This is a genomic window from Brevundimonas sp. 357, assembly GCF_003938605.1.
Classification (GTDB): Bacteria; Pseudomonadota; Alphaproteobacteria; order Caulobacterales; family Caulobacteraceae; genus Brevundimonas.
The window spans coordinates 71,079-93,076 of the sequence record NZ_RHWX01000001.1; the positions used below are offsets into that span (position 1 = coordinate 71,079).

Sequence of the window (21,998 nt, forward strand, 5' to 3'; positions counted from 1 at the left end):
TCGGGAGCGTCCTTGATGTCCATCCGCCTGTCGCGCCGCGCCGCGCTGATCTCTTCCGCCGTCGGCGCCGCCGGCGCGGCCCTGCCCGCTACCGGCTGGGCGCAGACCAGCGCGGACACGCGCACGGATGAGGAGATCGCCGCCGCCGCCGACGCCTGGGTGCAGCGGTGCATGGCCGCCTGGCCGGACCAGCCCGCCGTCTCCCTGGCCCTGGTGCGCGATGGCAAGACGGTGCTGGCCAAGGGCTACGGCGTGCGCCGTCAGGGCAAGGCCGAGCCCGCCGACGAACACACCCTGTTCGCCATCGCGTCGAACTCCAAGAACGTCACCGCCGCCTGCCTGGCCATTCTGGTCGATGAGGGCAAGGTGAAATGGGACGAGCCGATCCGCACCTATCTGCCCGGCTTCACCCTGTCGGACCCGATGGTGGGCGAGCGCATCACCGTGCGCGACACCCTGAGCCATCGCGCCGGTTTCGGCCTGGGCGCCGGCGACCTGCTGTTCTGGCCCAACAGCGACCGGACGCGCGCCGAGGTCTTGGCGCAGGCCGCCTTCGTGCCGATCGAGGACGGCTTCCGCGAGGACTACCACTACTGCAACCTGATGTTCGTGGTGGCGGGCGCGGTAATCGAAAAGGTCTCGGGCCTGTCCTGGGAGGACTTCGTCCAGACCCGCATCTTCGACCGCGTGGGCATGAGCGAGAGCGTGCCCCTGGCCCGCCTGGCCGATCCGGCGAAGTCCGCCCTGCCTCACGGCCGCGTCGGGCCGCCCCTGCGCTATCAGGGGGCAATGACCCAGATCGCCGAGTCGATCGTCGAGGTGTGGAACTGGGATTCGGCGGCGGCGGCGGGCGGCATCTGCGCCAGCGCCCACGACTGGGCCAAATGGATCGCCGTACGCCTGAACGACGGCAAGCTGGCCGACGGCTCGCGCCTGTTCTCCGAAGCCGCCGCGCGCGAGATGTACAAGCCGAACATCGTGGTCTCCTCATCCAACGGGCCGACGGCGGCCCTGCCGAACCGGGCCGTGGCCTCGACCTACGCCATGGGCTTGCAGGTGCAGGACTATCGCGGCGAGCGGCTGGCCACCCACGGCGGCGGCTCGCCCGGCGGCATCTCGGCCACGGTGCTGATCCCCGGCCGCAAGATCGGTTTCAGCGTCTTCACCAACGCCGAAGAGAGCTTCCTGCTGCGCGCCCTGCGATCGGGCCTGTCGGACATCGCCATGAACAAGGTCGACGTCGACTGGATCGCCGATTCCAAACGAATTGAGGCCGAAGGGACCGAAAAATCGCTGAAGGCCGCCGTCGAGATCGACGCCAAACAGGCGGCGGGCGCGGCCCCGTCCCTGCCGCTGGAGGCCTACGCCGGAACCTGGCGCGATCCCTGGTACGGCGACATCGTCATCGAGCCGAAGACCGAGGGGCGCGGCCGCAACCGCAAATCCGGCCTGTGGGTGCGCTTCACCCACACCCCGGCGCTGCAGGGGTGGCTGGAGCCCTACGACGGCGAGACCTTCCGCACCCGCTTCCCCGACAAGCGCGAGGAAGACGCCTTCATCACTTTCAGCATCGGCACGGCCAAGCCTGCAACCGCCACGGTCAAGGGCGTCTCGCCCGACATCGACTTCAGCTACGACTATCAGGATCTGCGGCTGACGCGAGCGTGAGGCCTCGGACGCCGTCCAAGCTCACCCTTCGCCCGCCGCCTCCAGCCGGGCGATGCGGCGGTCCATGTCGGCGACCTGATCCTTCAACCGTCGCGCCTCGGACGCCATGTCGACCGGCGTGCCGTCGTCATAGGTCAGTTGCGCGCCCTTCTCGATCAGGTCGAGACGGTAAAGGGCGGTGACGCGGGTCGCCTTGAACCGCTCCAGCTCGCTTTCCGGGGAGATGACGCGGGCCATGTCAGCGCGCCGCCACGACGATGACTTCGACGAGGTAGTCGGGCGTGGCCAGCTTGGCCTCGCAGGTGGCGCGGGCGGGCGGATGGGCCGGATCGACCCAGGCGTCCCAGACGGCGTTCATCGCCTCGAAATCGGCGATGTCGGCCAGCCAGACCTGGGCCGACAGTATCTTCGTCTTGTCGCTGCCGCACTCGGCCAGGATCGCCTCGACCTCGGCCAGAGCGGTGCGCGTCTGGGCGGCGACGTCCTCGCCCGGCTCGCCGACCTGTCCGGCCAGATAGAGGGTCTGGCCGTGGGCCACGGCCTGGCTCATGCGGCTGTCGGGCTGGATGCGGGTGATCATGGCGGCTCCTTGCGGTTGACGCCGGACTTATACGCGGCGAGACGAACGCTCCAAGGACAAACGCCCGGCGCCTCCGCATCTTCCTAAACCCCAAAAGCCGTGTCACAGGATGCGGCCATGGAAACGATCCGCATCGAGAACCGCATCGGCGTGCGCGCCCCGGCTGAACGCATCTGGGACGTGCTGACTGATTTTGCAGGATGGAGACGCTGGAACCCGCACGAGACGGACATCGAAGGCGTCCTCGGCTTCGGTGCGGCGATCCGCCTGACCGAACGCCTGCCGGACCTGGGGGAGCGTCGGATCGAGGCCCGGCTGGGCGAATGGCAGCCGAACGCCCAGCTGGTGTGGGCCGAGCGGCGCGGCTTCCTGTTCCGCACCCTGCGCTACTATGAAATCGACGAGTTGGAGCGCGGCAGCTGCATCCTGTCTCACGGGACCATCTTCAGGGGCCTGCGCGCCGAGCTATTCCATGACAAGCATCGGGCGCGCATCCGCCCGGCCTATGAAACAATCGGTGAAAATCTGAAGCGGATCGCCGAAGAGGGCTGACGTCGCCGAACGTCAACCGCCCTTGATCGTATCGGTGATGTTGATGATCGCCGGTCCCAGGATGACGACGAACAGCACCGGCAGGAAGAACAGGATCATCGGTACGGTCAACTGGGCCGGCAGGGCCGCCGCCTTCTTCTCGGCCGCCGCCAGACGCAGGTCGCGGTTCTCCTTGGCCATGACGCGCAGCGCCGAGCCCAGGGGCGTGCCGTAGGTCTCGGCCTGGGTCATGGCCGTGGCCACGGCGCGGATGCCCGGATGCTGAGTCCGCTTGGCCATGCCCTCATAGGCCAGTCGGCGTTCGGGCAGATAGCTCAGCTCGGCCGACAGCAGGGACAGCTCCTCGGCCAGTTCGATGGACTGACCGCCGACCTCCTGGCTGACCTTCTGGATCGCCGCCTCGATGGACATGCCGGACTCCACGCAGATCAGCAGCAGGTCCAGCGAGTCGGGGAAGGCCGCCACGATCGACTGGCGTCGCTTGTCGATCAGATTTTTCAGATAGATGTTCGGCGCATAAAAGCCCACGCCCGCCGCCAGAATGACGATGGAAAACAGGGTGAAGCCCGGCAGGTCCGGCTTGATGACGACGAACAGGTAGAAGGCCGTCAGCGCCATCAGGATGAACGGCAGCGAAAAGCGGAAGAAGTAGAAGGTGTTCAGCGGCCCCGGCCCACGGAAACCCGCCTGGATCATGTTCTCGGCGACCTTTGGGTCTTCCAGCAGCTTCATCAGATTCAGCCGCGCCACGACCCGACTGCGGAAGCTGTCGTCCGTGCGGCGCAGGCCGCCGCCCATCTCGCCCGCGCCGCCGCGCATGGCCTGACGCGAACGCCGGCGCAGTTCCTCGCGACGCTCGGCCACCGCCTTCATCCGCTTGTCCAGCCGCGCCCCGCCGCCGATGAAGGAGCCCAACATGGTCAGGACGCTGGCGAAGACGGCGACGCCCACGCCGATGCTCAGCAGGTTCTGCGGGTCTGTGATGAAGCGCATGAAGGCGTTCATGATCAGGACTTCCCCCTCAGAACTTGAAGTTGATCATGCGCTTCATCACGAAGACGCCGGTGGCCATCCACAATACCGCGCCCAGCAGCATCACATGACCCCGAACATCCGTGAACAGCAGCATCATGTAGCTGGGGCTCGTCACCGTCACCATGATCATAACCGCCGGCGGCAGGGAGCCGATGATGCCGGCCGACGCCACGGCTTCGGACGACATGGCCTTGATCTTTTCGCCCATCATCCGGCGGGCGCGCAGCACTGAGGTCAGATTGCTCAGCGCCTCGGCCAGGTTGCCGCCCGACTTCTGCTGGATGGCGATGACGATGGCGAAGAACTTCAGCTCCGGCGTCGGCATGCGCTGATACATCTTGTCCAGCGCGTCGGCGAGCGTCAGCCCCACCCCCATGCCTTCGACCAGCAGGCGAAATTCCCCGCCCAGCGGCTCGGGGCTTTCACGCGCGATGACCTTGAAGCAGTCGTGGACGGGCAGACCCGTCTTGATGCCGCGCACCAGAACGTCCACGGCGTCGGGGAAAGCCAGGGAGAACTTCTTCATCCGCGCCTTGGCCTTCATGTTCACGATCCAGCGCGGCACGCCCAGACCCATGGCCACGCCGACGCCCAGCACGATGAAGATGTTGGCGCCCAGAACAAAGGCCAGCAGCGAGCCGCTCAGCCCCATCACCACGCTGATGATGACAAAGGTCCGCATCGACAGGCTCAGGCCCGCCTGCTTCAGTTTTGCGCTGGTGCTCATCCGCGCCTTGCGCTCGCGCCGGTCGACTTCGCGCAGCTGGACCATGATCTGCTTGCGGCGCGCTTCGGGCGTATTGGCGGCCGCGGCGCGCTTGGCCGCCGCCACGGCCTCGGTCCGACCGGCCGCCAGGCCCTTGGCGCGCTTGACCGCCTGCCCCGAAGAGTCGTCGCCGCCGACCAGCACCCAGCCGACGCCGCCGATGGTGATGAAGGCCAGGACCGCCGCGAGGATCGGAAGAAGCATCGGCCCTACTCCGCCGCGTCCAGAGCTTCGGCCAGTTCCCGTTCCAGCCCGTAATAGCGGGCGCGGTCCCAGAAGCGCGGGCGGGCGATGCCGGTCGAACGATGGCGGCCGGTGATCTTGCCGTGCGTGTCTTCACCGGTGATGTCGTAAACGAACAGATCCTGAGTAACGATGACGTCGCCTTCCAGCCCCACCACCTCGGTGATGTGGGTGATGCGACGGCTGCCGTCGCGCAGGCGCGCGGCCTGGACGATGACGTCGATCGAGCCGACGATCATCTCGCGGATGGTCTTGGACGGCAGACCGTAGCCGCCCATGGTGATCATGGATTCCAGACGGCTGATCGCCTCACGCGGGCTGTTGGCGTGCAGCGTGCCCATCGAGCCGTCGTGGCCGGTGTTCATGGCCTGCAGCAGGTCGAAGGCCTCGGGGCCGCGCACCTCGCCGACGATGATGCGTTCGGGGCGCATCCGCAGGCAGTTCTTCACCAGGTCGCGCATGGTGATCTGGCCCTGCCCCTCAAGGTTCGGCGGGCGGGTCTCCAGACGCACGACGTGCGGCTGCTGCAACTGCAGCTCGGCGGCGTCCTCGCAGGTGATGACGCGCTCGGTCGGGTCGATGAAGGCCGTCAGGGTGTTCAGCAGGGTCGTCTTGCCCGAGCCGGTGCCGCCCGAGATGACCAGATTGCATCGCGCCGCGCCGATGACGCCCAGAACGCGCGCCCCCTCGGGACTGATGGAGGCGTACTCCACCAGGTTGCGCATCGTCAGCTTGTCCTTCTTGAACTTTCGGATCGTCAGCGTCGGTCCGTCGATGGCCAGCGGCGGGGCGATGACGTTGACGCGGCTGCCGTCGGGCAGGCGGGCGTCGCAGATCGGGCTGGCCTCGTCCACGCGGCGGCCGACCTGGGACACGATCCGCTGGCAGATGTTCATCAGCTGGGTGTTGTCGCGGAAACGGACATTGGTCAGCTGCACCTTGCCGCCGACTTCGATGAAGACCCGCCCGGCCCCGTTGACCATGATGTCGGCGATGTCGTCGCGCGTCAGTAGCGGCTCCAGCGGGCCGTAACCGAGGACGTCGTTCAGGATGTCCTGGACCAGGTGCTCCTGCTCGGCCACCGACATGGAGACGTTCTTGATCGCCACCAGCTCGGCGACGATGTCGCGAATCTCCTCGGACGCCGCCTTCTGATCCAGCTGGGCCAGCTGGGCCAGGTCGATGGTGTTCATCAGGGCGTTGAAGATGGTCGTCTTCGTCGCGTGATAATAGTCGCTCTGCTCGCGCACGATTTCGGCGACGGCCTGGGCGTTCTTCAGCTGGGCCAGCCCCGCCGTGGCGCGCGGCCCCGCGCCGCCGGACGTCGGACGCGCGACCGGATCGCCCTGCCCCAGCGCGTGCTCGAACGGATCTGGCCGCTTGGGAGTCGCCGGCGTCAGCGGGTCCAGTTCCTCAGGCGGGAAGGCGTCGACGGGATCCAGCGCCCTGTGCGACGACCGTTCCGCAACCGCGGCTAGGTCCGGCTCTGGCGAAGCGGCCGGACGCAGCGGCGCAACCGCAGCTCCCGATGCTGTCCGTTTCCCGAACACCTAGCCGCGCTTCTTGCTGAACAGGCCGGCGAACAGGGACGATCCCCCGGCCGAACCCTTGGCGGCGCGCGCCTGTCCGGCGGTCGTGGGCAGTTCACGATGGGACACGATCTGGGCCAGAGTCTCGAACGCCTCGGCCGCCTTGGTTCTGGCCGCCGAGTCCACGATCATCTGGCCGTTGTTGGCGGCCGCGCCGAAGACCTTGGCGTCGAAGGGAATGACCAGGCTGGGGTGAACGCCCAGCGCGGCGCCGAAGTCCTTGACCGGGATCTCGGGACGTCCGGGAACGCCGACCTGGTTCAGCACCAGACGCGGCGGCGCGTCGTTCGGTCGCCCCTGCCTGATCAGATCGATCATGTTCTTGGCGTTGCGCAGGGAGGCCAGATCCGGCGTCGCCACCACCACCACCTCGTCCGCCGAAATCAGCGCCCGACGCATCCAGCCCGACCACAGGTGCGGCAGGTCCAGCACGACAAAGGGCGCCGTGGAACGGATGCGGCTCGTAACCTCCTCGAAGACTTCGGGCCCGAAATCCCAATCGGCGTCCAGGGTCGCGGGCGCCGCAAACAGGCTCAGCTTGTCGGTGCAGCGAACCGTCATCCGGTCCAGCAGGGTCGCGTCCAGGCGCTCGGGCTGCTTCAGGGCGTCAGCGACGCCGCCCAGCGGATCCTGGTTGAAATCCAGCCCCGCCGTGCCGAACGGCAGGTCATAATCGACGATGACGGTGTTGACGCCGATCCGCTCGCTCATGGCGTAGGCGGTGTTGTGCGCCACGGCCGAGGCCCCCGCCCCGCCGCGCGCGCCGACGAAGGCGATGGTGCGCCCGACGAAGGGCTGGGCCGGATCGGCGAACAGGCCGCCGATAGCCGCGATGAGCTGCAGCGGTTGAATCGGAGCGACCAGGTACTCGCTGACCCCGCGCCGCATCAGTTCGCGATACAGCAGGATGTCGTTGGCCGCGCCGATAATCACCACCTTGGTGCCCGCGTCGCAAACCTGGGCCAGGGCGTCGATCTCGGCCAGAAGGCTCTGCGCGTCCTTCAGGCTTTCGACGATGACCAGGGGCGGTGTCGGTTCGCCCTGATAGGCCTCGATGGCCGCCTGAACGCCGCCGAGACGGATCTGGGTGGCCGCCCGCGCCATGCGGCGATCCTGGCCAGCGCGTTCAGCGGCGGCGGCCGTGTCCTGGCGCTCGGCGAAGACATGGACCCCGATACGCGGAATGGAGACCTCGACCGTCGCGCCGATCGGGCTAAGGCCGGACGACGTCGCCAGGGGCGCGGGCGCGGCGTCCACGACGGGCGACGCGGCGGGTTCAACCGGCGCCGGCTCGATCTCGGGCCGGACCGCCTCAGCCGCCATCGGGGCCGCAGTGTTCATGGAAACCGCAGATCCCGCCCCCGGAGACGCAGCAGCGCCGCCCCGGTCGTTGCGAAGGTCCAGAAACTCGTCGTCCAGATCAAAACCATCCAGGGCGTCGAACACGCTCGGCGCTTGGGGCTTGGCCAGGTTGCTCATTGAATGGCCTGTGAGATGCGCATCTGCGACAGCAAAGGCTCTCGCGTCGCTGAGGTGGCGGAGCCCTTGCGATAGGCGTCGAACACGACAGAGCGCCGCCCGGCTTCGGACGGCGTCATGCCGCGCGGCGCGACAATGTCGCGCGGGTCGGCGATCTGGGCGGCCAGGTTAGCGGTGACGGCGCAGCCGAAGTTCGAAGCGGACTGGTTGTCGCCGCTGCGGCCCAGATTGCCCCACTGCGTCCCGCACTGCGGAACCACGGCGCGGACCGTCTCGAAGCCGACCAGCACCGGCGCACGCGGGTCCGGCGCGGCGTAGGCCGCGACCTTGATACGGTTCTCGGGCACGCCCGCCTGGTGCAGGGCCGCCTTGACGCCCCAGGCCGCTTCGCTCGCCACCGGGTCGCCGCCCGACGGCGCCTCGATCACCAGCACAGGCGCGCCCTCCATAGCGAAGCGGTTGACCAGATCGCCCAGCGCCGCGCGCTGATTGCCGGACAGGCCCGTCTCGTGAACCGCCAGGGCGATACGCTCCAGCCCCGGCTCGACCTGGAGCGAGAAGCGCGATGTCGGCGTCAGGGGCGGCTCGCCGCCCAGACTCGCCGGGCCGCCGACGCAGGCCGACAGCGCCAGCCCGCCCAGGGCCAGGGCGATCAGGGGAAGAAAACGCGAGGCAGGTCGGGTCATGGCGTTCACTCGATCACATAGCCGACGGGTCCACGCCATCCGGCGCCCGCCTGGGCGGTCGGCGCAGGCGAGCCGTAGACCTGGTTCAACTGGCCGAAGAAGATGGTCTGGGCGTCATGGGCGATGCGCAGGCCATCGGCCGGCGTCTGCATCCGGCCCGGCGCCGTCGGCGTGACGATGTAGGGTTCGACGATGACCACCAGCTCGGTCTCGCCCATCAGATAGTCACGCGATCGGAACAACTGGCCCAGCACCGGGATGTTGGTCATGCCCGGCAAGGAATCCACCGCCTGACGCGTGCTTTCCTGCAACAGGCCTGCGATCATCATCGATCCGCCCGAGGGCAGCTCGACGGTGTTTTCACTGCGCCGCACGGACAGGCCGGGCAGGGTGACGGAAGAGGGCGTGCCGGCGCCGATGGTCAGGCCGCCGCTGGGCGTCAACTCAGACACCTCCACCTTGACCTGGAGACTGATACGTCCGCCGGAAAGCACCACCGGCCGGAAGCCCAGCGCCACGCCGTAGGGTTTGTACTGAACCACGATCTGACCATCGCGATCACGACCCGTGGGAACCGGAAACTCGCCGCCGGCCAGGAAACTGGCGGCCTCGCCGTTAACCGAGGTCAGATTGGGCTCGGCCAGGGTGCGGACCAGGCCGACCCGCTCGAACGCCTTCAGGGTCGCCGAACCCTTGTTCAGGCCGTCCGAGCCGGGCCCCGTACCCGGCTGGGCCGTCTCCCAGTTCACGGGATCACCCGGGCCGCCATCGACGATGACCGGACACATGGCGCCGTCCGGCCAGCCCGGCCCGATGCACGGCGCCTCCATCTGGAAGTTCTTGGTGGTGTCGCGGGCGATGCCCCCGGCGATCCCGCCCAGAAGAGAGCCGTTGACGCCCCAGGTCGCGTTGTTGCCCAGCAGCCACTGGGTGTCGCCGACACGACCGATCACGGCCTGGGTGTCAAAGCCCAGTTGCTTGATGACGTTGCGCTGCACCTCGACCACGCGGACCTTCAGCGTCACCTGGTCCGAACCGGCGACCGTGATCATGTTCATGACCTTCTCGGGCGCGGTGACGAAGGCGCGCGCCACCTGGGCGGCGCGGTCGGCGTCGGCGGGGCTGGCGGCCACCCCGGTCAGGATGATGCTGTCGTTGACCGCCTCGGCCTGCAGGTTAGAGCCCGGCGCGACGCGGTTCAGCGTATCCTGAAGGGCGCTGACGCCCGCATCCACCCGTACCCGCAAGGCCAGGATGGCGCGCCCCGAAGCGTCCAGGAAGACCGCGTCCGTCTCGCCGCCCTCCAGGCCGATCATGGTGATGCGGCGCGGCGTGTGCAGCATGGCCTCGGCCACGCGCGGATTGGAGATGATGATGTCCCTTGCGTCGGAGGGCAGATCGACGGCGAAGGAGGTGCCGCGCGGCAGGTTGACCAATTGCGGGGCCGAGCCCGCCGTAACCGCGGCGCGCGTCGTCTGGGCGTCGGCCTGATCCATGGGCGCGCTCGCCCCGCTCAGGGCGAGTACGGCGACGCAGGCGGCGGCGGCGAAACGGTTCATGCTGGAGATCCTCATGGCGTCGCCACGTCCTGGGGCGCGCCGCCGCCGCGATAGACCTTCACCACCGAGCCCTGTCGTTCGCCTCCGCGTCGCACGGCGCCGGGGACATGACCCGAAGGCCCCGCCGTATCGGCGTAGGAGCGCAGCACCAAGGACAGATCTCCCTCGGACCGCGCCAGCGCCAGTAACTCGGCGTCGCGCTCGCTGACCGCCAGGGTGGCGGTAGCGCCGACCACGGCCTGCTCGTCTTCGGCGGCGCGGGTGCTCTGGTCGATGGCCAGAACCTTCATGTTGCGCATGATGGTCGCCGTGGTGAAGCGCGGCCCGGCGCCGCTGTCGTTGTTCTTGATTTCGCGCGTCATCAGCACGTCCACCCGGTCGCCGGGCAGGATGAAGCCGCCGGCGGCGGTCTCGACGGTGACGCGAATGGCCATGGCGCGCGTGCCCGGCTCCAGATAGGCGGCCATGTAACCGCTGTCCCCGGCGCGGACGATCTTGCGCGCCACGATGGGTTCTCCGGCCAGGATGGGTTCGCGCACCACGGCGCCGATGTAGTCGGCCTTGGCGCCGGGACCGTTCAGTTCGGCGGCGGCCTTCATGGCCCGATCAACCGCCTGGGCGCGGGCCTCCTCGCGGGTCGGCTTGTCCTTGGCCTTGCCATCGACCGCCGCGTTCTCTGCGGCGGCGCCTTCAGGCTTGGCCGGAAGCGGGGTCGAGCCGTCGGTGATGAATAGGGGATTCAGCTCCTCGACCGGCCAGTCCTTCCAGCTCAGGTCGGCGTCGGCCAGGCGGCGCCCCGGCTCCAGATCGCGCGCGGCGACCAGCACCTTGGCCATAGGCCGCGCCTCGACGGCGGCCGATACGGACGCGGCCGGTTCGCGGCCGGGCGACCCCATGGCGCGCACCACCAGCGCCAGGCCGACGGCGGCCAGGGCGGCGATGCAGATGACGGCGATTTTGGCGGGCTTCATCGACGGTCTCCGGCAGACGCGGATCCGCGCGGATCGCCCCCTGCCGTTAACAATGATGAGGGATCGAGGTTAACACGTCCCTAAGCGGGACAGCCCTTGGGGAACATCGATCATCCGGCGATGAAGGCCGCCATCACGGGACTGGCCGGATAGGCCAGAAGCGCGCCGATGGCGATGGCGACTCCATAAGGGATGTCTCCCTTGGGCTGCATCAGCCGCATCATCCAGCCCGGCCCGGTCTGGGCCAGAATGGGCAGACGGCTGCGCGCCGTCAGCAACAGCATGCAGAACGCCCCGCCCGCCAGGCCCGTGTAGAGCAGAAAGTGCAACGTGCCCGACAGGCCCATCCACAGCGTGGCCGCAGCCAACAGCTTGGCGTCGCCGCCGCCGATCCAGTTCAGGGCGAACATGCCCGCGCCGATGAACAGGCCCGCCACAGCCATCCCGGCCGAAACCCCGACCACGCTCAACGGCAATCCCAACGCCAGCGCTGTCGGGAAGAAGCCGACAACCAAGGCGATCGAGATCCAGTTCGGAATCTTCATCGTCGTCAGATCGTACAGGGCCGCGACGACGGCGAGAACCGGAAGAATGGCGAGGAGAAGAAGCGAAAGCTGGTCCATGCCGTCAGCCTGACCTCAAGTCTTTAAGACTCAGTTTCCTGGTGAAGTTCTGCAAGATGACTCTCGGTCAAAGGAAAACGGCCGGAGCTTTCGCTCCGGCCGTCGCAACCAAAACCTGGATAAGGTCTTAGCCTTCCTTAGCAGGAGCAGCCTTGTCCAGCTCGGTGTTCACGCCGTCGAACATGCCTTTGACCTTCGGGCCAATGGCGACAAGCGCGCCGATGATGACCACCGAGATCAGGGCGGCGATCAGGCCGTATTCAATGGCCGTGGCGCCCGATTCGTCTTTGGCGAAGCGATTGATGAAGTTACGCATGAGATGTCTTCCCTTTAGTTATAAGCGAGCAACAGTTCCACCATTCAGGGTCACCGGATTTGCCCGCTTGACCCCCGTTTGCATGACGACAATGCCGCCGCGTGGATTAAGGACGAGTAAAATCTACCAGCCTCCCGCATGAATATGATGGTTACTTTGATGTTTACTATAAAAGCCCCTGCCGACCGACATTCTCTGGAATTTCAGGAAATCTTGACCTTTGGGTCGCACCTTTCGTGCGCGGCGTCGCGCGCGCCGGTTCCTTTAACTCCGGAGGCCCCGACATGCCGGCATCGGCCAAGCCCAAGGGCGCAAGCCTGATCCGCACCCTGTTCGTCGCCTTGCCGATCGCGCTGGGCGCAGCGCCGGCATCGGCGCAGGAGCGGCCGCTGGAGGTTCGAATTCATCAGGCGACGCGCGTCAATCTGAGCGCAGCCGCCGGATCGGTCATCGTGGCCAACCCCGGCATCGCCGACGTGGCGGTGACAGACGCCCGGACCCTGTTCATCACCGGCAAGGATTACGGCGTGACCGAGGTCATCGCCGTCGACGCCCTGGGCCGGCCCCTGTTCCAGCGCCAGGTCGTGGTGGCCCCGGCCGGGACCGGCGCCGTACGAGTCTGGCGCGGCCGCGAGGCGACCGAAGTGACCTGCGGCACGGCTTGCGCCCCCGCCGGGCGCGGCTCATAGGCCCGGCCTTGTCAACGCGCCGCCAGGCTCGGGATCGACGCGAAGGCTCGACGGCGATCGAGTTCGGGCTGGTTGCGATCCCGTTCTTCCTGCTGCTCTTCGGCATTCTGGAGATCGGCCTGATGCTGCTGGTCGACGCCCTGGTCGAGACGGCCGCCTCGGACGCTGCGCGGCAGATCCGGACCGGCCAGGCCCAGGAAGAGAAGCTGACGCCGGAACAGTTCAAGACCCACTTCTGCTCTGAAATGGGCTTCTTCTCCAGCAACTGCGGCAGCCGCGCCTTCATCGATGTGCGCGTCATCGACGATTTTTCGCTCAACGATCCGAACAATCAGCCGCCTGACCCGATGAGCGGCGCGCGGTTCGACTCCAGCCAGCTCGGTTTCGAACCCGGCGCGCCGGGCGAGCGGGTTCTGGTGCGCATCTGGTACGAACAACCGATCTTCACCCCTGTGATCGCCCAGGCCGTAACGCGCACCAGGGATAACCGAGTGATGCTGACGACCACACTGGCTTTCCGCAACGAGCCCTACAAATGAGCCGGCGCCCGCGCTTCACCCCCCTAAGGCGTCTGCCTCGCGACCAGGGAGGCGCGACAGCGATCGAATTCGCCCTGATCGCGCCGATCATGATTCTGCTCTATTTCGGCCTGGTCGAGTTCAGCCAGGGCTTCATGGCCCAGCGCCGCGCCAGCCACGCCGCCTCGGTCGTGTCCGATCTGATCGCCCAGAGCGAGCAGACCAGCCGCGCAGGCATCGACGCGGTCTTTGCGGTCGGCGGACTGATCATGCGTCCCTTCCCCGCCAGCGAGCTATCGGTCCGGGCCTCCAGCATCGCCGTCGACGCCAACGGCAAAGCGACGGTGGAATGGAGCCACGGCAACGGCAAGGCGCTGGCCCCGCTCCAACGCGACGATCCGATCACCGACCTGCCGTCCGAGGTGGTCGAGAAGGAACAGACCATCATCATGGGCGAGACGGAATACGTCTATCAATCGCCCTTCGCCGCGGTCCTGCCCAAACCGGTCACGCTGTCTCGCCGTTACTTCTTGCGCCCGCGAACCGTCGATCGCGTCGTCTGCACCGACTGCTGACCTAACCGACCAGGGCCTCCTTCAGCGCCAGGATCTTGGCCTCGGTCTCCAGCCGCTCGGCGTGCGGGTCGCTGTCGGCGACGATGCCCGCGCCGGCCTGGGCGCGCCAGCCCCAGCCCGCCGCATCCTGCACAAAGGCCGCCGTCCGGATCAGCACAGACGCCGTCAGCGCCTGATCACCGTCCAGCCCCAGGCCGAACAGGGAGCCGCACCACGGCCCGCGCGGCGGCTCATGGCCCGCGATCACCTTCATGGCCTGATGCTTGGGGGCCCCGGTGATGGAGCCGGGCGGAAAGGCGGCTTCCAGCACGTCGGCCGGGCCGAAACCGTCCGCCGCCTGGGCGCTGACCGTCGAGACCAGATGATGCACGGTCGGATGACGCTCGACCTCGAACAGGCGCTCGACCCTGACCGAGCCCGGTCGCGCCGCCCGCGCCAGATCATTCCGCATCAGATCGACAATCATCAGGTTCTCGGCCCGATCCTTGGCGCTGGCGGCCAGTTCAGCGGCCAAGACGGCGTCGATGGCCGGATCGGGATCACGCGGACGCGTGCCCTTGATCGGCCGGGTTTCCATCCGCCCATCGACGCCGTCAAAGGTCAGGAACAATTCGGGCGAGTTCGACACGATGGCCCGCCCGCCTAACCGCCAGAAGGCGCCGTAGGCCGCGCCGCGCGCCGCCGATAGCCGAAGAAAGACGTCGAACGGGTCTCGCCCGGCCTCCAGCCGCCCGGACCAGGCCCGAGCGATATTGGCCTGGAACAGCTCGCCGGCCGCGATACGCGCCACGACGTCCGCCACCGCCGCCTCATAGACCTCAGGCGGCGCCTCGCCGTCAAAGGCGGATGCGGGCGCGGACGGCGCATCGGGCGCTTCGGTCAGCGTCAGCCATCCCGCCGCCCGGCGGACCTGCTCTCGCGCCTCCGCCGCCGTGCGCCCGCGCCCCACGGCATGGACGACCTTTTTCTGATGATCGAAGGTCAGCACGGCCGGATAGCGGGCCAGCATCAGGTCCGGCCAGCCCCCGCTCCGCTCGCCCGTCGCGGAACGCGCGCCGGCGTCATAGCTCATCAACCCGACAACGCCGCCCCCCGCAAAGCCCGGATCACGCAGAGCCTGGAACAAGGCCGCGTCATCCGCCCGCCCCGCCACGCTCAGATCCGGCTCGCAAGCGACAAAAGACAGCCTCCCGCCGTGCGCGGCGGGATCGCCCGCCCCGGCGATCAGCGCCAGCGCGCCCTCGCGCCGGTTCAACCCCGCCGCGACAGCCAGCGGATCGACCCAGCCGCACGGCTCGATCTGCAGAGCTTTCAGCGACACAGCCGCGCCCGGATACGATCGGCCCGGTCCGCATCCACGCCCAGAGCCTGATCCAGATAGGCGCGGATCGAGCCATACCGCATCTCGATGGCGGTGAAGGCGGCCTGCAGATAGCCGCCCTCCACCCCGAGAAAGGCGACGACGGCCCCGTGCGAAGCCATGCGGCCGGTGAAGGCGGTCAGCTTGCGCGCCATCTCCTCGGCCCGCTCGCCCAGCCTCACAGCCTGATTGGTCAGCAGGTAGTCCGCCATCAGGTCGTCGTGGGCCACGCCCAGCAGGCTGTGAGTCAGGGCCGCCAGCAGGCCGGTCCGGTCCTTGCCCGCCGCGCAGTGGATCAGCACCGGCCCCTCGACCTCGGCCAACAGGCGGAAGTAGCGGCCGAACAGGTCGACATGAGCCGCTTCGAAGGGCAGCCGGCGATAGGTCTCGGTCATGAAGGCGCGACCGGACGCCTCGGTCAGGTCGGCGGTCTTCAGAAAAGTCAGGTGCGGCGCCTCGCCGCCGTCGTCATGGTCGCTTTCGATCAGCGTCCCGCCCCAGCCGACCGGACGGCGCGAGGGCTGGGCTCGGCGCTCGCTCGGGCGGCGCAGATCGACCACGGCGGCCAGCTTCAGCGCCGCCAGCCGCGCCACGTCGGCGTCGGTCGCCCGCGCCTGATGCGCCGCGCGATACAGCCGCCCGCGCGCCAGCAGGCGATCGTCCACGGCGTAGCCGCCATAGTCGCGGAAGTTGTCGATGGCCTCGAACGGCGAAAGGCGGTCGCTCATGACCGCCTTCCTTAGACTGTTCCTCGAACGACGCCAGTCGCCTAACGCCCCGCCACCAGGGCCGACATGGCGTCCAGATAGGTAAGGAAGGCGTCGCGGCCTATCTCTGTCATGCTGGCCCGCGTCAGGGGCTTGCGGCCCTGAAAGCTCTTGGACACGGCGACGAAGCCCGCCTCCTCCAGCTTGCGCAAATGCACCGACAGATTGCCGTCCGTCGTCTGCAGCCGGGCCTTCAGTTCGCCGAAGTCGGCGCTCTCCACCCCGGACAGATAGGCCATGATCCCCAGGCGCACCCGGCCGTGGATCACCTCGTCGATGCGGGCGATGTCGAAGTTCGAGGTCTCGTCCTCGACGTTCATCTCAGCCCGCCTTCTTCGTTGCGCCGCGCACCAGGATCAGTCCGGGCGCGAGGGCGACGGCGATCAGCAGGACCAGATAGACCGGATAGATGAGCAGGGGATCGCCCAGTCCGGCAAGCACCACGGCGCCGGCGTAGGAGATCAGGCCCACGACGTTGAGCCAGGCTTTGCGGCTGATGGCGGCCACTACCATCCAGGCCGAACCGTAGGCGCCCATGACCACCGTCGGCATCAGGGCCATCACGCCCCAGTCGCCGGTGCGCCAGCCGAAGACCATCAGGGCCGTCCAGGTGACGAAGATGCCGTAGCCGATGGCCGACCAGGCCGCGCCGACCGACCGGTTCATGGCGCTGGCGCCGCCGCTGGCGCTTTCGATGCGGCGGATGAGCACGACCAGAGCGATCACGAATACTGCGGCTGCACCCAGCCACAGCGACAGGCTTTCCCAGCCGCCGTTGGGGATGCGACCCAGCGCCATCATCCACTGGCCGACCGTGGCGACCCCGAAGATTACGGCCGCGGCGACCAGCACCGATCCGCCCAGAAGCGGCGCCTGGCGCCCCTCCTGGGCGAGCGCCTTCATATAGGCGATGTCGTCGTGAACGGATTGAACCTGGTCGCGGGTCATGGCGTCTCTCCCTGCCTGTTGAAAGCGACAATAGGCCAAGGACTTTATTTTGTAAAGTTCTTTCTTGAAATCGCACCATACGACCCTCCCAGCGCCCAAGCAAAAGGGCGCCGGGGGAGCCCCCAGCGCCCTCATCAGGTCAGCGGGTCGTCTTACCGGAACGGCGGCTCGTCGAAGGCGCGCAGCTTGCGGGAGTGCAAACGGGCGCCTTCGGCGCGCAACAGGTCCACCGCCTGAATGCCGATCTGCAAATGCTCGGAGATCGAGCCTTCATAGAAGCGGTTGGCCTGACCCGGCAGCTTGATCTCGCCGTGCAGCGGCTTGTCCGAGACGCACAGCAGCGTCCCGTAGGGCACGCGGAAGCGATAGCCCTGGGCCGCGATGGTGGCGCTTTCCATGTCGATGGCGACGGCGCGGCTCTGGTTGAAGCGCAGAGCCGACTTGGAATAGCGCAGCTCCCAGTTGCGGTCGTCGGTAGTGACGACCGTGCCGGTGCGCAGCCGCTTCTTGACCTCTTCGCCAGGCGCGCCCGAGACCAGCTTGGTCGCATCATAGAGGGCGCGCTGCACCTCGGCGATGTTGGGGATGGGGATGTCGGCGGGCAGGACGGCGTCCAGAACATGGTCGTCGCGCAGATAGGCGTGGGCCAGCACATAGTCGCCGATGGTCTGGCTGCCGCGCAGGCCGCCGCAGTGGCCGATCATCATCCAGGCGTGCGGACGGGTGACGGCCAGGTGGTCGCAGATCGTCTTGGCGTTCGACGGCCCGACGCCGATGTTGACCAGGGTGATGCCCTGGCCGTCCGGCCGGGTCAGGTGATAGGCGGGCATCTGATGGCGGCGCCAGGCCGCGTCCATGATGGCGACTTCCGGGTTCGGCGTGGCGCGGTCGATGACCACGCCGCCGGCGCACGACAGGGTCTCATAGGGGCTGTCCGGATCGGCCAACTGGGCGCAGGCCCAGCGCACGAACTCGTCGACGTAGCGATGATAGTTGGTGAACAGCACATAGGACTGCACGTCCTCGACCGGGGTGCCGGTGTAGTGACGCAGCCGCGCCAGCGAGAAGTCGGTGCGCAGGCCGTCGAACTGGGCCAGGGGAAAGTCCTCGCCCGGCTCGAACAGGCCGTCCGAGATTTCATCGCCGATGTGGGCCAGGTCCGTGGTCGGGAACCAGCGGGCGATGGCCGCCGTCATGGAGCTGTCCAGCACCACGCCGGAACCGTCCAGCACATAGGGGAAGGGGATTTCCTGTTCCGACGGCTCGACCGTGATCCGGGCGCCGTATTCATCGGACAGCAGCGTCAGCTGCTCCAGCAGATAGGCGCGGTACAGGTCAGGACGGGTGACGGTGGTCGTATAGACGCCGGGGCGCGACAGGCGGCCGAAGGCGCGCGTCTCGAGATCCTGCGGGCGATCGCCGAACCAGCTGATGGTCAGTCGGGGATAGGCGAACAGGCCGGCGGCCCGGGCTTCGGGATCGGCGCGCTCGCCGGTCTCGATAAAACGCTTCACTGCGGTGCGCAGGTTGGCGACGGATTGGCTGTAGAGGGTTTCGAGGCGGTCCAGCGCCGCCTGGGGGGTCATCTTGTCTGTCATGGCTTCCTCTAGCGGAAAACCGTGACCTTGGCGAGACGGGGGAAACACGCTGACACGACAGTTGACCGCAGACGCGCCCGCGCGCTTCCTCGTGCAACTGGAGGATTTCCCATGGTTCGATGCTCGTTTCCGCTCATCGTCGCCGCCCTGCTGGCCGTCATCTCTGTTCCGGCGCCCGCCTGGGCCGAGGTGAAGTCGGCCGCGCCGCATGGGTTCGAGGTCGGCGGGACGCTGACCCTGAACGCGCCGCCCGCGCGGGTCTGGGCGATGTTGACCGCGCCCGACGCCTGGTGGAGCCGCGACCACCGCTGGTTCAAGAACTCAGTCCTGTCGCTGGACCTGTCGCCCGGCGGCTGCTGGTGCGAGCGGGCGGCGGACGGCCGCGTCTCGCGCCATCTGGAGACGGTGCTGGTCGAGCCGGGATCGAAGCTCGTGCTGCAGGGCGGCCTCGGCCCGCTGCAGAGTCAGGGCGCGGCAGGCGGCCTGACGTTCAGCCTGAAGCCGGAAGGCGACGGGACGACCCTGACCTGGACCTATGTCGTCGGCGGCTACGCGAGCGGCGGGCTGGAAGCCTGGGCTGCGCCGGTCGACGGAGTGCTGTCGGCCCAACTGGCCAATCTGAAGACGCAGGCCGAGCGGGCCGACTGACGTCTCAGCCCAGCGCCTGGCGCAGGAAGGCGATCGCGCCCGTCCTATCGCCCGCCGCTCCGCGCCAGACCGACGCCGCGTCGGAGGCGCCGCCATAGGCGGACGGGTCGGTGAAGGTCGCGTCCGGTCGCGGCGGCGCGTCCAGGGCCGCCGCCGCGCGCACCGCGGCGGGCGCGCCCGCCGCCGCCAGATAGCGACGGTCCAGCGCCAGCATCAGGGCCGCACGACCGCCCTCGCCCTGGCCCAAAACGCCGATCCGCCTCGCGTCGCCGCCCAGATCATCCGCCCGCCGCGCCGCCCAGGCGACCGCCGCCGCCGCATCGGCGATGAAGGCTGGATAGGGACTGCCCGGCGCCGCTCGACGGTCAGCCAGGACCGCCACGAAACCCTGCTCGGCCAGATCGCGCGCCATGCGTTCATCCGCCGCCTCGGGCGCGCCGTCCGGCAGCAGGACCAGGATCGGCGAGCCGCCCGCCCGCGCCGGGCGATAAAGACGCAGGCTCTGACGCGGGTCGGCGCCATAGGCCGCGCGCGCCGAACGCCAGCCGGGCGGCCCCAGCGGAACCGGAGCCACGCCCTCGCCGACCAACGGCGCGCAGGCCGCCGTCGCCACGGTCGCCAGCAGCGGCGCCAGAAGCCCTCGTCTCGTCATTCCGCCTCCCCGAAAGCCGAAGGGGCGCGGCCCTGTCGAACCGCGCCCCGAAGTCAGGCCGAGCCTTACTTGGCCAGATGCTTATCCAGCCAGCCGAACACCTCATTGTGCCATTGCAGGCTGTTGGCCGGCTTCAGCACCCAGTGGTTCTCGTCCGGGAAGAAGACGAAGCGGCTCTCGATCCCGCGCCGTTGCAGGGCGGTGAAGGTCGACAGGGCCTGAGACGTCGGGATGCGGAAGTCGAGGTCGCCCTGGACCACCAGCATCGGGTCGCGCCAGTTCTGCACGTGGTTGGCCGGGTTGAACTTCTGATAGCCCTCCGGGTTTTCCCACGGCGTGCCGCCGTATTCCCACTCGGTGAACCACAGCTCCTCAGTGCCGTAGCCCATGCCGAAGGTGTCGAAGACGCCGTCGTGGTTGACCAGGCATTTGAACTCGCCCGGCCAGTTGCCGGCGATCCAGTTGATCATATAACCGCCGTAGGAGGCGCCCAGGGCGCAGGCGTTGTCACCGTCCAGGAAGCCGTACTTCGATTGGGCGAAAGCCCAGCCCTTCTGCAGGTCTTCCAGCGGGCGGTCGCCCCAGTGCTGGCTGATGGCGTCGGTGAATTCCTGGCCGTAGCCGGTCGAGCCGTGGAAATCGATCATCACCACCGCATAGCCCGCGCCCGCATAGGTCTCGGGGTTCCAGCGGTAGGACCAGCCGTTGCCGAACGAGCCCTGCGGCCCGCCGTGGATCAGGAAGGCGACCGGATACTTCTGGCCCTCGACGTAGTTGGCGGGCTTGATGACGTAGCCGTGGACCGTCTCGTCGTTCCAGCCGGGGAAGCTGAACTGCTCGGCCTCGCCGAAGGCCTTGGTCGCCAGCTGCGGGTTCACGTTCGTCAGGCGGCGCGGCATTTCGCGGCCGCGATAGGTCTTGAAGAACAGGTCGCTGGGCGAGGTCAGGGTGTCGACCGCCATGACGAAGCCCGAGGGCGTCTGCTGGAAGGCGCCGACGTGGCCCTCGCCTGTCAGCGGCGTCACCACCCCGTTGCGCGCGTCGATGGCGAACAGGCGGGTCTGACCGACGTCGCCCGCCGTCGTATAGAGGGTGTTCCCGTCCTTCGACCATTGCAGCGTATCGGCCGAACGGTCCCAGTTGGCCGCGATCTGGCGCGTCTGGCCGGTAGCGACGTCGCGCAGGAAGATCGAATATTTGTCGGCCTCGAAGCCCGGACGAGCCATGGCGCGGTAGGCCAGGGTCTGACCGTCGGGCGAGAAGACCGGGCCGGTGTCCCAGGCCGGGTTGGCCTCAGTCAGATTGGTCAGTTGGCCCGGCGCCGAGACGGCGACGCTGTAGAGGTCGAAGTTCGTGCTCCACGGCTCGCTGTTCCCGGCCTTGCGCGCCGAGAAGACCAGCGACTGCCCGTCAGGGGCGAAGGTGAACTCGCTCTCGTCGCCGAACGGCTTGGAGGGGGTGTCGCCGTCGAAGCCTTTCGTGACCCAGACCGGCTCGCCGCCCGCCTTGCCGTCGGCGCCGATCGACTGGACGAAGAGGTGGTTCTGGGTGTGGTCGTTCCACGTATCCCAGTGACGCACGAACATGCGGTCATAGACCTGGCCGGTCGACTTGCGCTCGGCCTCGGTCTTGCCGCGCGCGACCGAGGCGTTCAGATCCGCCGCATCCGGGTAGACGGCCAGGGACACGGCCACGGCATCGCCCGCGCCATTGATGCGATAGGCGTTGACGTCGGTCGGCAGGGCCGTGACCTGCGTCGCCGTCGCGCCCTTGTCGGCCGAGACCCAGACCTGGCTGGAGCCCGAACGGCTCGACAGGAAATACAGCTTGCCGTCGGCGCCCCAGCGGGCGGTGTTGGCGCCGCCTTCGGAGATGGCCAGCTTCTGCGGCTGACCCTCGCCCTTCAGGCCCAGGATGTAGAGGGCGCTGGAGCGCTTGTTGGCCGCCACGTCCGTCTGGGTCAGGGCATAGACCACCCACTCGCCGTCCGGCGACACCTGGGGATCGCCCAGCCGGTTGGCCGAGATCATGTCCTGATAGGTGAAGGCCGTACGGGCCTGGGCCGTCGCCGCGGCCGGAACGGCGGGCGCCCCCTCGGCCAGGGCCGGCAGGGCCGTGGCGGTCAGCAGGGCGGCGGCGCTGAGGCCGGGCAGGAGATGGGGCAGGCGGCGCATTC

General features: G+C 68.1%; 24 protein-coding genes. 6 read left to right on the forward strand and 18 right to left on the reverse strand.

Annotation, left to right across the window (positions count from 1 at the left end; translation table 11 throughout):
- Positions 1-15: 15 nt before the first annotated feature.
- Entirely contained in the window at positions 16-1,668 is a 1,653-nt protein-coding gene (locus EGK63_RS00335) for a serine hydrolase (RefSeq protein ID WP_125899388.1), read from the forward strand.
- Between the two features lie 21 nt (positions 1,669-1,689).
- On the opposite strand, the gene EGK63_RS00340 is transcribed toward EGK63_RS00335, so the two are convergent.
- On the reverse strand, positions 1,690-1,905 hold the full coding sequence (locus EGK63_RS00340; RefSeq protein WP_125899389.1) for a hypothetical protein: 216 nt from the start codon (positions 1,903-1,905) through the stop codon (positions 1,690-1,692).
- 1 nt (position 1,906) lies between these two features.
- The gene (locus EGK63_RS00345) at positions 1,907-2,248 is read right to left on the reverse strand and encodes a RidA family protein (RefSeq protein ID WP_125899390.1); all 342 of its coding nucleotides are present in this window, start codon (positions 2,246-2,248) and stop codon (positions 1,907-1,909) included.
- A 117-nt stretch (positions 2,249-2,365) separates the two neighbouring features.
- Between EGK63_RS00345 and EGK63_RS00350 the strand changes: the two genes are divergently transcribed.
- A complete protein-coding gene (locus EGK63_RS00350) occupies positions 2,366-2,800 on the forward strand; it encodes an SRPBCC domain-containing protein (RefSeq protein WP_125899391.1) in 435 nt (144 codons plus the stop codon).
- A 12-nt stretch (positions 2,801-2,812) separates the two neighbouring features.
- Here the strand turns inward: EGK63_RS00350 and EGK63_RS00355 are convergent, their stop codons facing one another.
- From EGK63_RS00355 to EGK63_RS00395, 9 genes are all read right to left on the reverse strand, one after another.
- Positions 2,813-3,805, reverse strand: a complete 993-nt coding sequence (locus tag EGK63_RS00355) for a type II secretion system F family protein (protein ID WP_125899392.1) — start codon at positions 3,803-3,805, stop codon at positions 2,813-2,815.
- 16 nt (positions 3,806-3,821) lie between these two features.
- Positions 3,822-4,805, reverse strand: a complete 984-nt coding sequence (locus tag EGK63_RS00360; RefSeq protein ID WP_125899393.1) for a type II secretion system F family protein — start codon at positions 4,803-4,805, stop codon at positions 3,822-3,824.
- A 5-nt stretch (positions 4,806-4,810) separates the two neighbouring features.
- Positions 4,811-6,394: a CpaF family protein gene (locus tag EGK63_RS00365; RefSeq protein ID WP_125899394.1), complete on the reverse strand. Its 1,584-nt coding sequence runs from the start codon at positions 6,392-6,394 to the stop codon at positions 4,811-4,813.
- Positions 6,395-7,912, reverse strand: coding sequence for an AAA family ATPase (locus EGK63_RS00370; protein WP_125899395.1), 1,518 nt, complete (start codon positions 7,910-7,912; stop codon positions 6,395-6,397).
- On the reverse strand, positions 7,909-8,598 hold the full coding sequence (locus EGK63_RS00375) for a CpaD family pilus assembly protein (RefSeq protein ID WP_125899396.1): 690 nt from the start codon (positions 8,596-8,598) through the stop codon (positions 7,909-7,911). The genes EGK63_RS00370 and EGK63_RS00375 overlap by 4 nt, the downstream gene beginning before the upstream one ends.
- Before the next feature lie 5 nt (positions 8,599-8,603).
- Positions 8,604-10,157 (reverse strand): type II and III secretion system protein family protein, encoded by a 1,554-nt coding sequence (locus tag EGK63_RS00380; protein WP_371412885.1) that lies wholly within the window; start codon positions 10,155-10,157, stop codon positions 8,604-8,606.
- A gap of 11 nt (positions 10,158-10,168) precedes the next feature.
- Positions 10,169-11,128, reverse strand: a complete 960-nt coding sequence (gene cpaB, locus EGK63_RS00385; protein ID WP_125899398.1) for a Flp pilus assembly protein CpaB — start codon at positions 11,126-11,128, stop codon at positions 10,169-10,171.
- Positions 11,129-11,238: 110 nt separating this feature from the next.
- On the reverse strand, positions 11,239-11,751 hold the full coding sequence (locus EGK63_RS00390) for a prepilin peptidase (RefSeq protein WP_125899399.1): 513 nt from the start codon (positions 11,749-11,751) through the stop codon (positions 11,239-11,241).
- Positions 11,752-11,878: 127 nt separating this feature from the next.
- Positions 11,879-12,067, reverse strand: a complete 189-nt coding sequence (locus EGK63_RS00395; RefSeq protein ID WP_125899400.1) for a Flp family type IVb pilin — start codon at positions 12,065-12,067, stop codon at positions 11,879-11,881.
- 284 nt (positions 12,068-12,351) lie between these two features.
- Between EGK63_RS00395 and EGK63_RS00400 the strand changes: the two genes are divergently transcribed.
- The 3 genes from EGK63_RS00400 to EGK63_RS00410 are packed head-to-tail and all read left to right on the forward strand — an operon-like array spanning position 12,352 to position 13,849.
- Positions 12,352-12,756: a pilus assembly protein N-terminal domain-containing protein gene (locus EGK63_RS00400; protein ID WP_125899401.1), complete on the forward strand. Its 405-nt coding sequence runs from the start codon at positions 12,352-12,354 to the stop codon at positions 12,754-12,756.
- Between the two features lie 8 nt (positions 12,757-12,764).
- Positions 12,765-13,295: a TadE/TadG family type IV pilus assembly protein gene (locus EGK63_RS00405; RefSeq protein WP_125899402.1), complete on the forward strand. Its 531-nt coding sequence runs from the start codon at positions 12,765-12,767 to the stop codon at positions 13,293-13,295.
- Complete coding sequence (locus EGK63_RS00410) at positions 13,292-13,849, forward strand: TadE/TadG family type IV pilus assembly protein (RefSeq protein ID WP_125899403.1); 558 nt, start codon at positions 13,292-13,294, stop codon at positions 13,847-13,849. Before EGK63_RS00405 ends, EGK63_RS00410 begins: the two co-directional genes overlap by 4 nt.
- A 1-nt stretch (position 13,850) precedes the next feature.
- Here EGK63_RS00410 and EGK63_RS00415 read toward each other — a convergent pair whose 3' ends face one another.
- The 5 genes from EGK63_RS00415 to EGK63_RS00435 all read right to left on the reverse strand — a co-directional run bounded on the left by EGK63_RS00415 (position 13,851) and on the right by EGK63_RS00435 (position 18,522).
- Positions 13,851-15,164 carry an anthranilate synthase component I family protein gene (locus tag EGK63_RS00415; protein ID WP_371412891.1) on the reverse strand — a complete coding sequence of 438 codons (1,314 nt, stop codon included), beginning with the start codon at positions 15,162-15,164 and terminating at the stop codon, positions 13,851-13,853.
- Positions 15,161-15,937, reverse strand: coding sequence for a tyrosine-protein phosphatase (locus EGK63_RS00420; protein WP_125899404.1), 777 nt, complete (start codon positions 15,935-15,937; stop codon positions 15,161-15,163). Before EGK63_RS00420 ends, EGK63_RS00415 begins: the two co-directional genes overlap by 4 nt.
- A gap of 41 nt (positions 15,938-15,978) precedes the next feature.
- Positions 15,979-16,296 (reverse strand): transcriptional regulator, encoded by a 318-nt coding sequence (locus tag EGK63_RS00425; RefSeq protein ID WP_125899405.1) that lies wholly within the window; start codon positions 16,294-16,296, stop codon positions 15,979-15,981.
- A gap of 1 nt (position 16,297) precedes the next feature.
- Complete coding sequence (locus tag EGK63_RS00430) at positions 16,298-16,924, reverse strand: hypothetical protein (RefSeq protein WP_125899406.1); 627 nt, start codon at positions 16,922-16,924, stop codon at positions 16,298-16,300.
- Positions 16,925-17,076: 152 nt separating this feature from the next.
- Positions 17,077-18,522, reverse strand: coding sequence for an AMP nucleosidase (locus tag EGK63_RS00435; RefSeq protein ID WP_125899407.1), 1,446 nt, complete (start codon positions 18,520-18,522; stop codon positions 17,077-17,079).
- Between the two features lie 111 nt (positions 18,523-18,633).
- Here EGK63_RS00435 and EGK63_RS00440 point away from each other — a divergent pair, with 111 nt between their 5' ends.
- Positions 18,634-19,170, forward strand: a complete 537-nt coding sequence (locus EGK63_RS00440) for an SRPBCC domain-containing protein (protein WP_125899408.1) — start codon at positions 18,634-18,636, stop codon at positions 19,168-19,170.
- 4 nt (positions 19,171-19,174) lie between these two features.
- Here the strand turns inward: EGK63_RS00440 and EGK63_RS00445 are convergent, their stop codons facing one another.
- A complete protein-coding gene (locus tag EGK63_RS00445) occupies positions 19,175-19,822 on the reverse strand; it encodes an alpha/beta hydrolase fold domain-containing protein (protein WP_125899409.1) in 648 nt (215 codons plus the stop codon).
- Positions 19,823-19,887: 65 nt separating this feature from the next.
- A complete protein-coding gene (locus tag EGK63_RS00450; RefSeq protein WP_125899410.1) occupies positions 19,888-21,996 on the reverse strand; it encodes a S9 family peptidase in 2,109 nt (702 codons plus the stop codon).
- Positions 21,997-21,998 lie beyond the last annotated feature (2 nt).

Excerpts from the sequence above, each read along its gene's own strand:
- EGK63_RS00350 (WP_125899391.1), top strand. The coding sequence starts at position 2,366 with ATGGAAACGATCCGCATCGAGAACCGCATCGGCGTGCGCGCCCCGGCT.
- EGK63_RS00450 (WP_125899410.1), bottom strand. The coding sequence starts at position 21,996 with ATGCGCCGCCTGCCCCATCTCCTGCCCGGCCTCAGCGCCGCCGCCCTG.
- EGK63_RS00445 (WP_125899409.1), bottom strand. The coding sequence starts at position 19,822 with ATGACGAGACGAGGGCTTCTGGCGCCGCTGCTGGCGACCGTGGCGACG.
- EGK63_RS00400 (WP_125899401.1), top strand. The coding sequence starts at position 12,352 with ATGCCGGCATCGGCCAAGCCCAAGGGCGCAAGCCTGATCCGCACCCTG.
- cpaB (WP_125899398.1), bottom strand. The coding sequence starts at position 11,128 with ATGAAGCCCGCCAAAATCGCCGTCATCTGCATCGCCGCCCTGGCCGCC.
- EGK63_RS00340 (WP_125899389.1), bottom strand. The coding sequence starts at position 1,905 with ATGGCCCGCGTCATCTCCCCGGAAAGCGAGCTGGAGCGGTTCAAGGCG.
- EGK63_RS00390 (WP_125899399.1), bottom strand. The coding sequence starts at position 11,751 with ATGGACCAGCTTTCGCTTCTTCTCCTCGCCATTCTTCCGGTTCTCGCC.
- EGK63_RS00355 (WP_125899392.1), bottom strand. The coding sequence starts at position 3,805 with ATGAACGCCTTCATGCGCTTCATCACAGACCCGCAGAACCTGCTGAGC.
- EGK63_RS00335 (WP_125899388.1), top strand. The coding sequence starts at position 16 with ATGTCCATCCGCCTGTCGCGCCGCGCCGCGCTGATCTCTTCCGCCGTC.
- EGK63_RS00440 (WP_125899408.1), top strand. The coding sequence starts at position 18,634 with ATGGTTCGATGCTCGTTTCCGCTCATCGTCGCCGCCCTGCTGGCCGTC.
- EGK63_RS00370 (WP_125899395.1), bottom strand. The coding sequence starts at position 7,912 with ATGAGCAACCTGGCCAAGCCCCAAGCGCCGAGCGTGTTCGACGCCCTG.
- EGK63_RS00345 (WP_125899390.1), bottom strand. The coding sequence starts at position 2,248 with ATGATCACCCGCATCCAGCCCGACAGCCGCATGAGCCAGGCCGTGGCC.
- EGK63_RS00435 (WP_125899407.1), bottom strand. The coding sequence starts at position 18,522 with ATGACAGACAAGATGACCCCCCAGGCGGCGCTGGACCGCCTCGAAACC.
- EGK63_RS00360 (WP_125899393.1), bottom strand. The coding sequence starts at position 4,805 with ATGCTTCTTCCGATCCTCGCGGCGGTCCTGGCCTTCATCACCATCGGC.
- EGK63_RS00430 (WP_125899406.1), bottom strand. The coding sequence starts at position 16,924 with ATGACCCGCGACCAGGTTCAATCCGTTCACGACGACATCGCCTATATG.
- EGK63_RS00425 (WP_125899405.1), bottom strand. The coding sequence starts at position 16,296 with ATGAACGTCGAGGACGAGACCTCGAACTTCGACATCGCCCGCATCGAC.
- EGK63_RS00420 (WP_125899404.1), bottom strand. The coding sequence starts at position 15,937 with ATGAGCGACCGCCTTTCGCCGTTCGAGGCCATCGACAACTTCCGCGAC.
- EGK63_RS00375 (WP_125899396.1), bottom strand. The coding sequence starts at position 8,598 with ATGACCCGACCTGCCTCGCGTTTTCTTCCCCTGATCGCCCTGGCCCTG.
- EGK63_RS00395 (WP_125899400.1), bottom strand. The coding sequence starts at position 12,067 with ATGCGTAACTTCATCAATCGCTTCGCCAAAGACGAATCGGGCGCCACG.
- EGK63_RS00380 (WP_371412885.1), bottom strand. The coding sequence starts at position 10,157 with ATGAACCGTTTCGCCGCCGCCGCCTGCGTCGCCGTACTCGCCCTGAGC.
- EGK63_RS00410 (WP_125899403.1), top strand. The coding sequence starts at position 13,292 with ATGAGCCGGCGCCCGCGCTTCACCCCCCTAAGGCGTCTGCCTCGCGAC.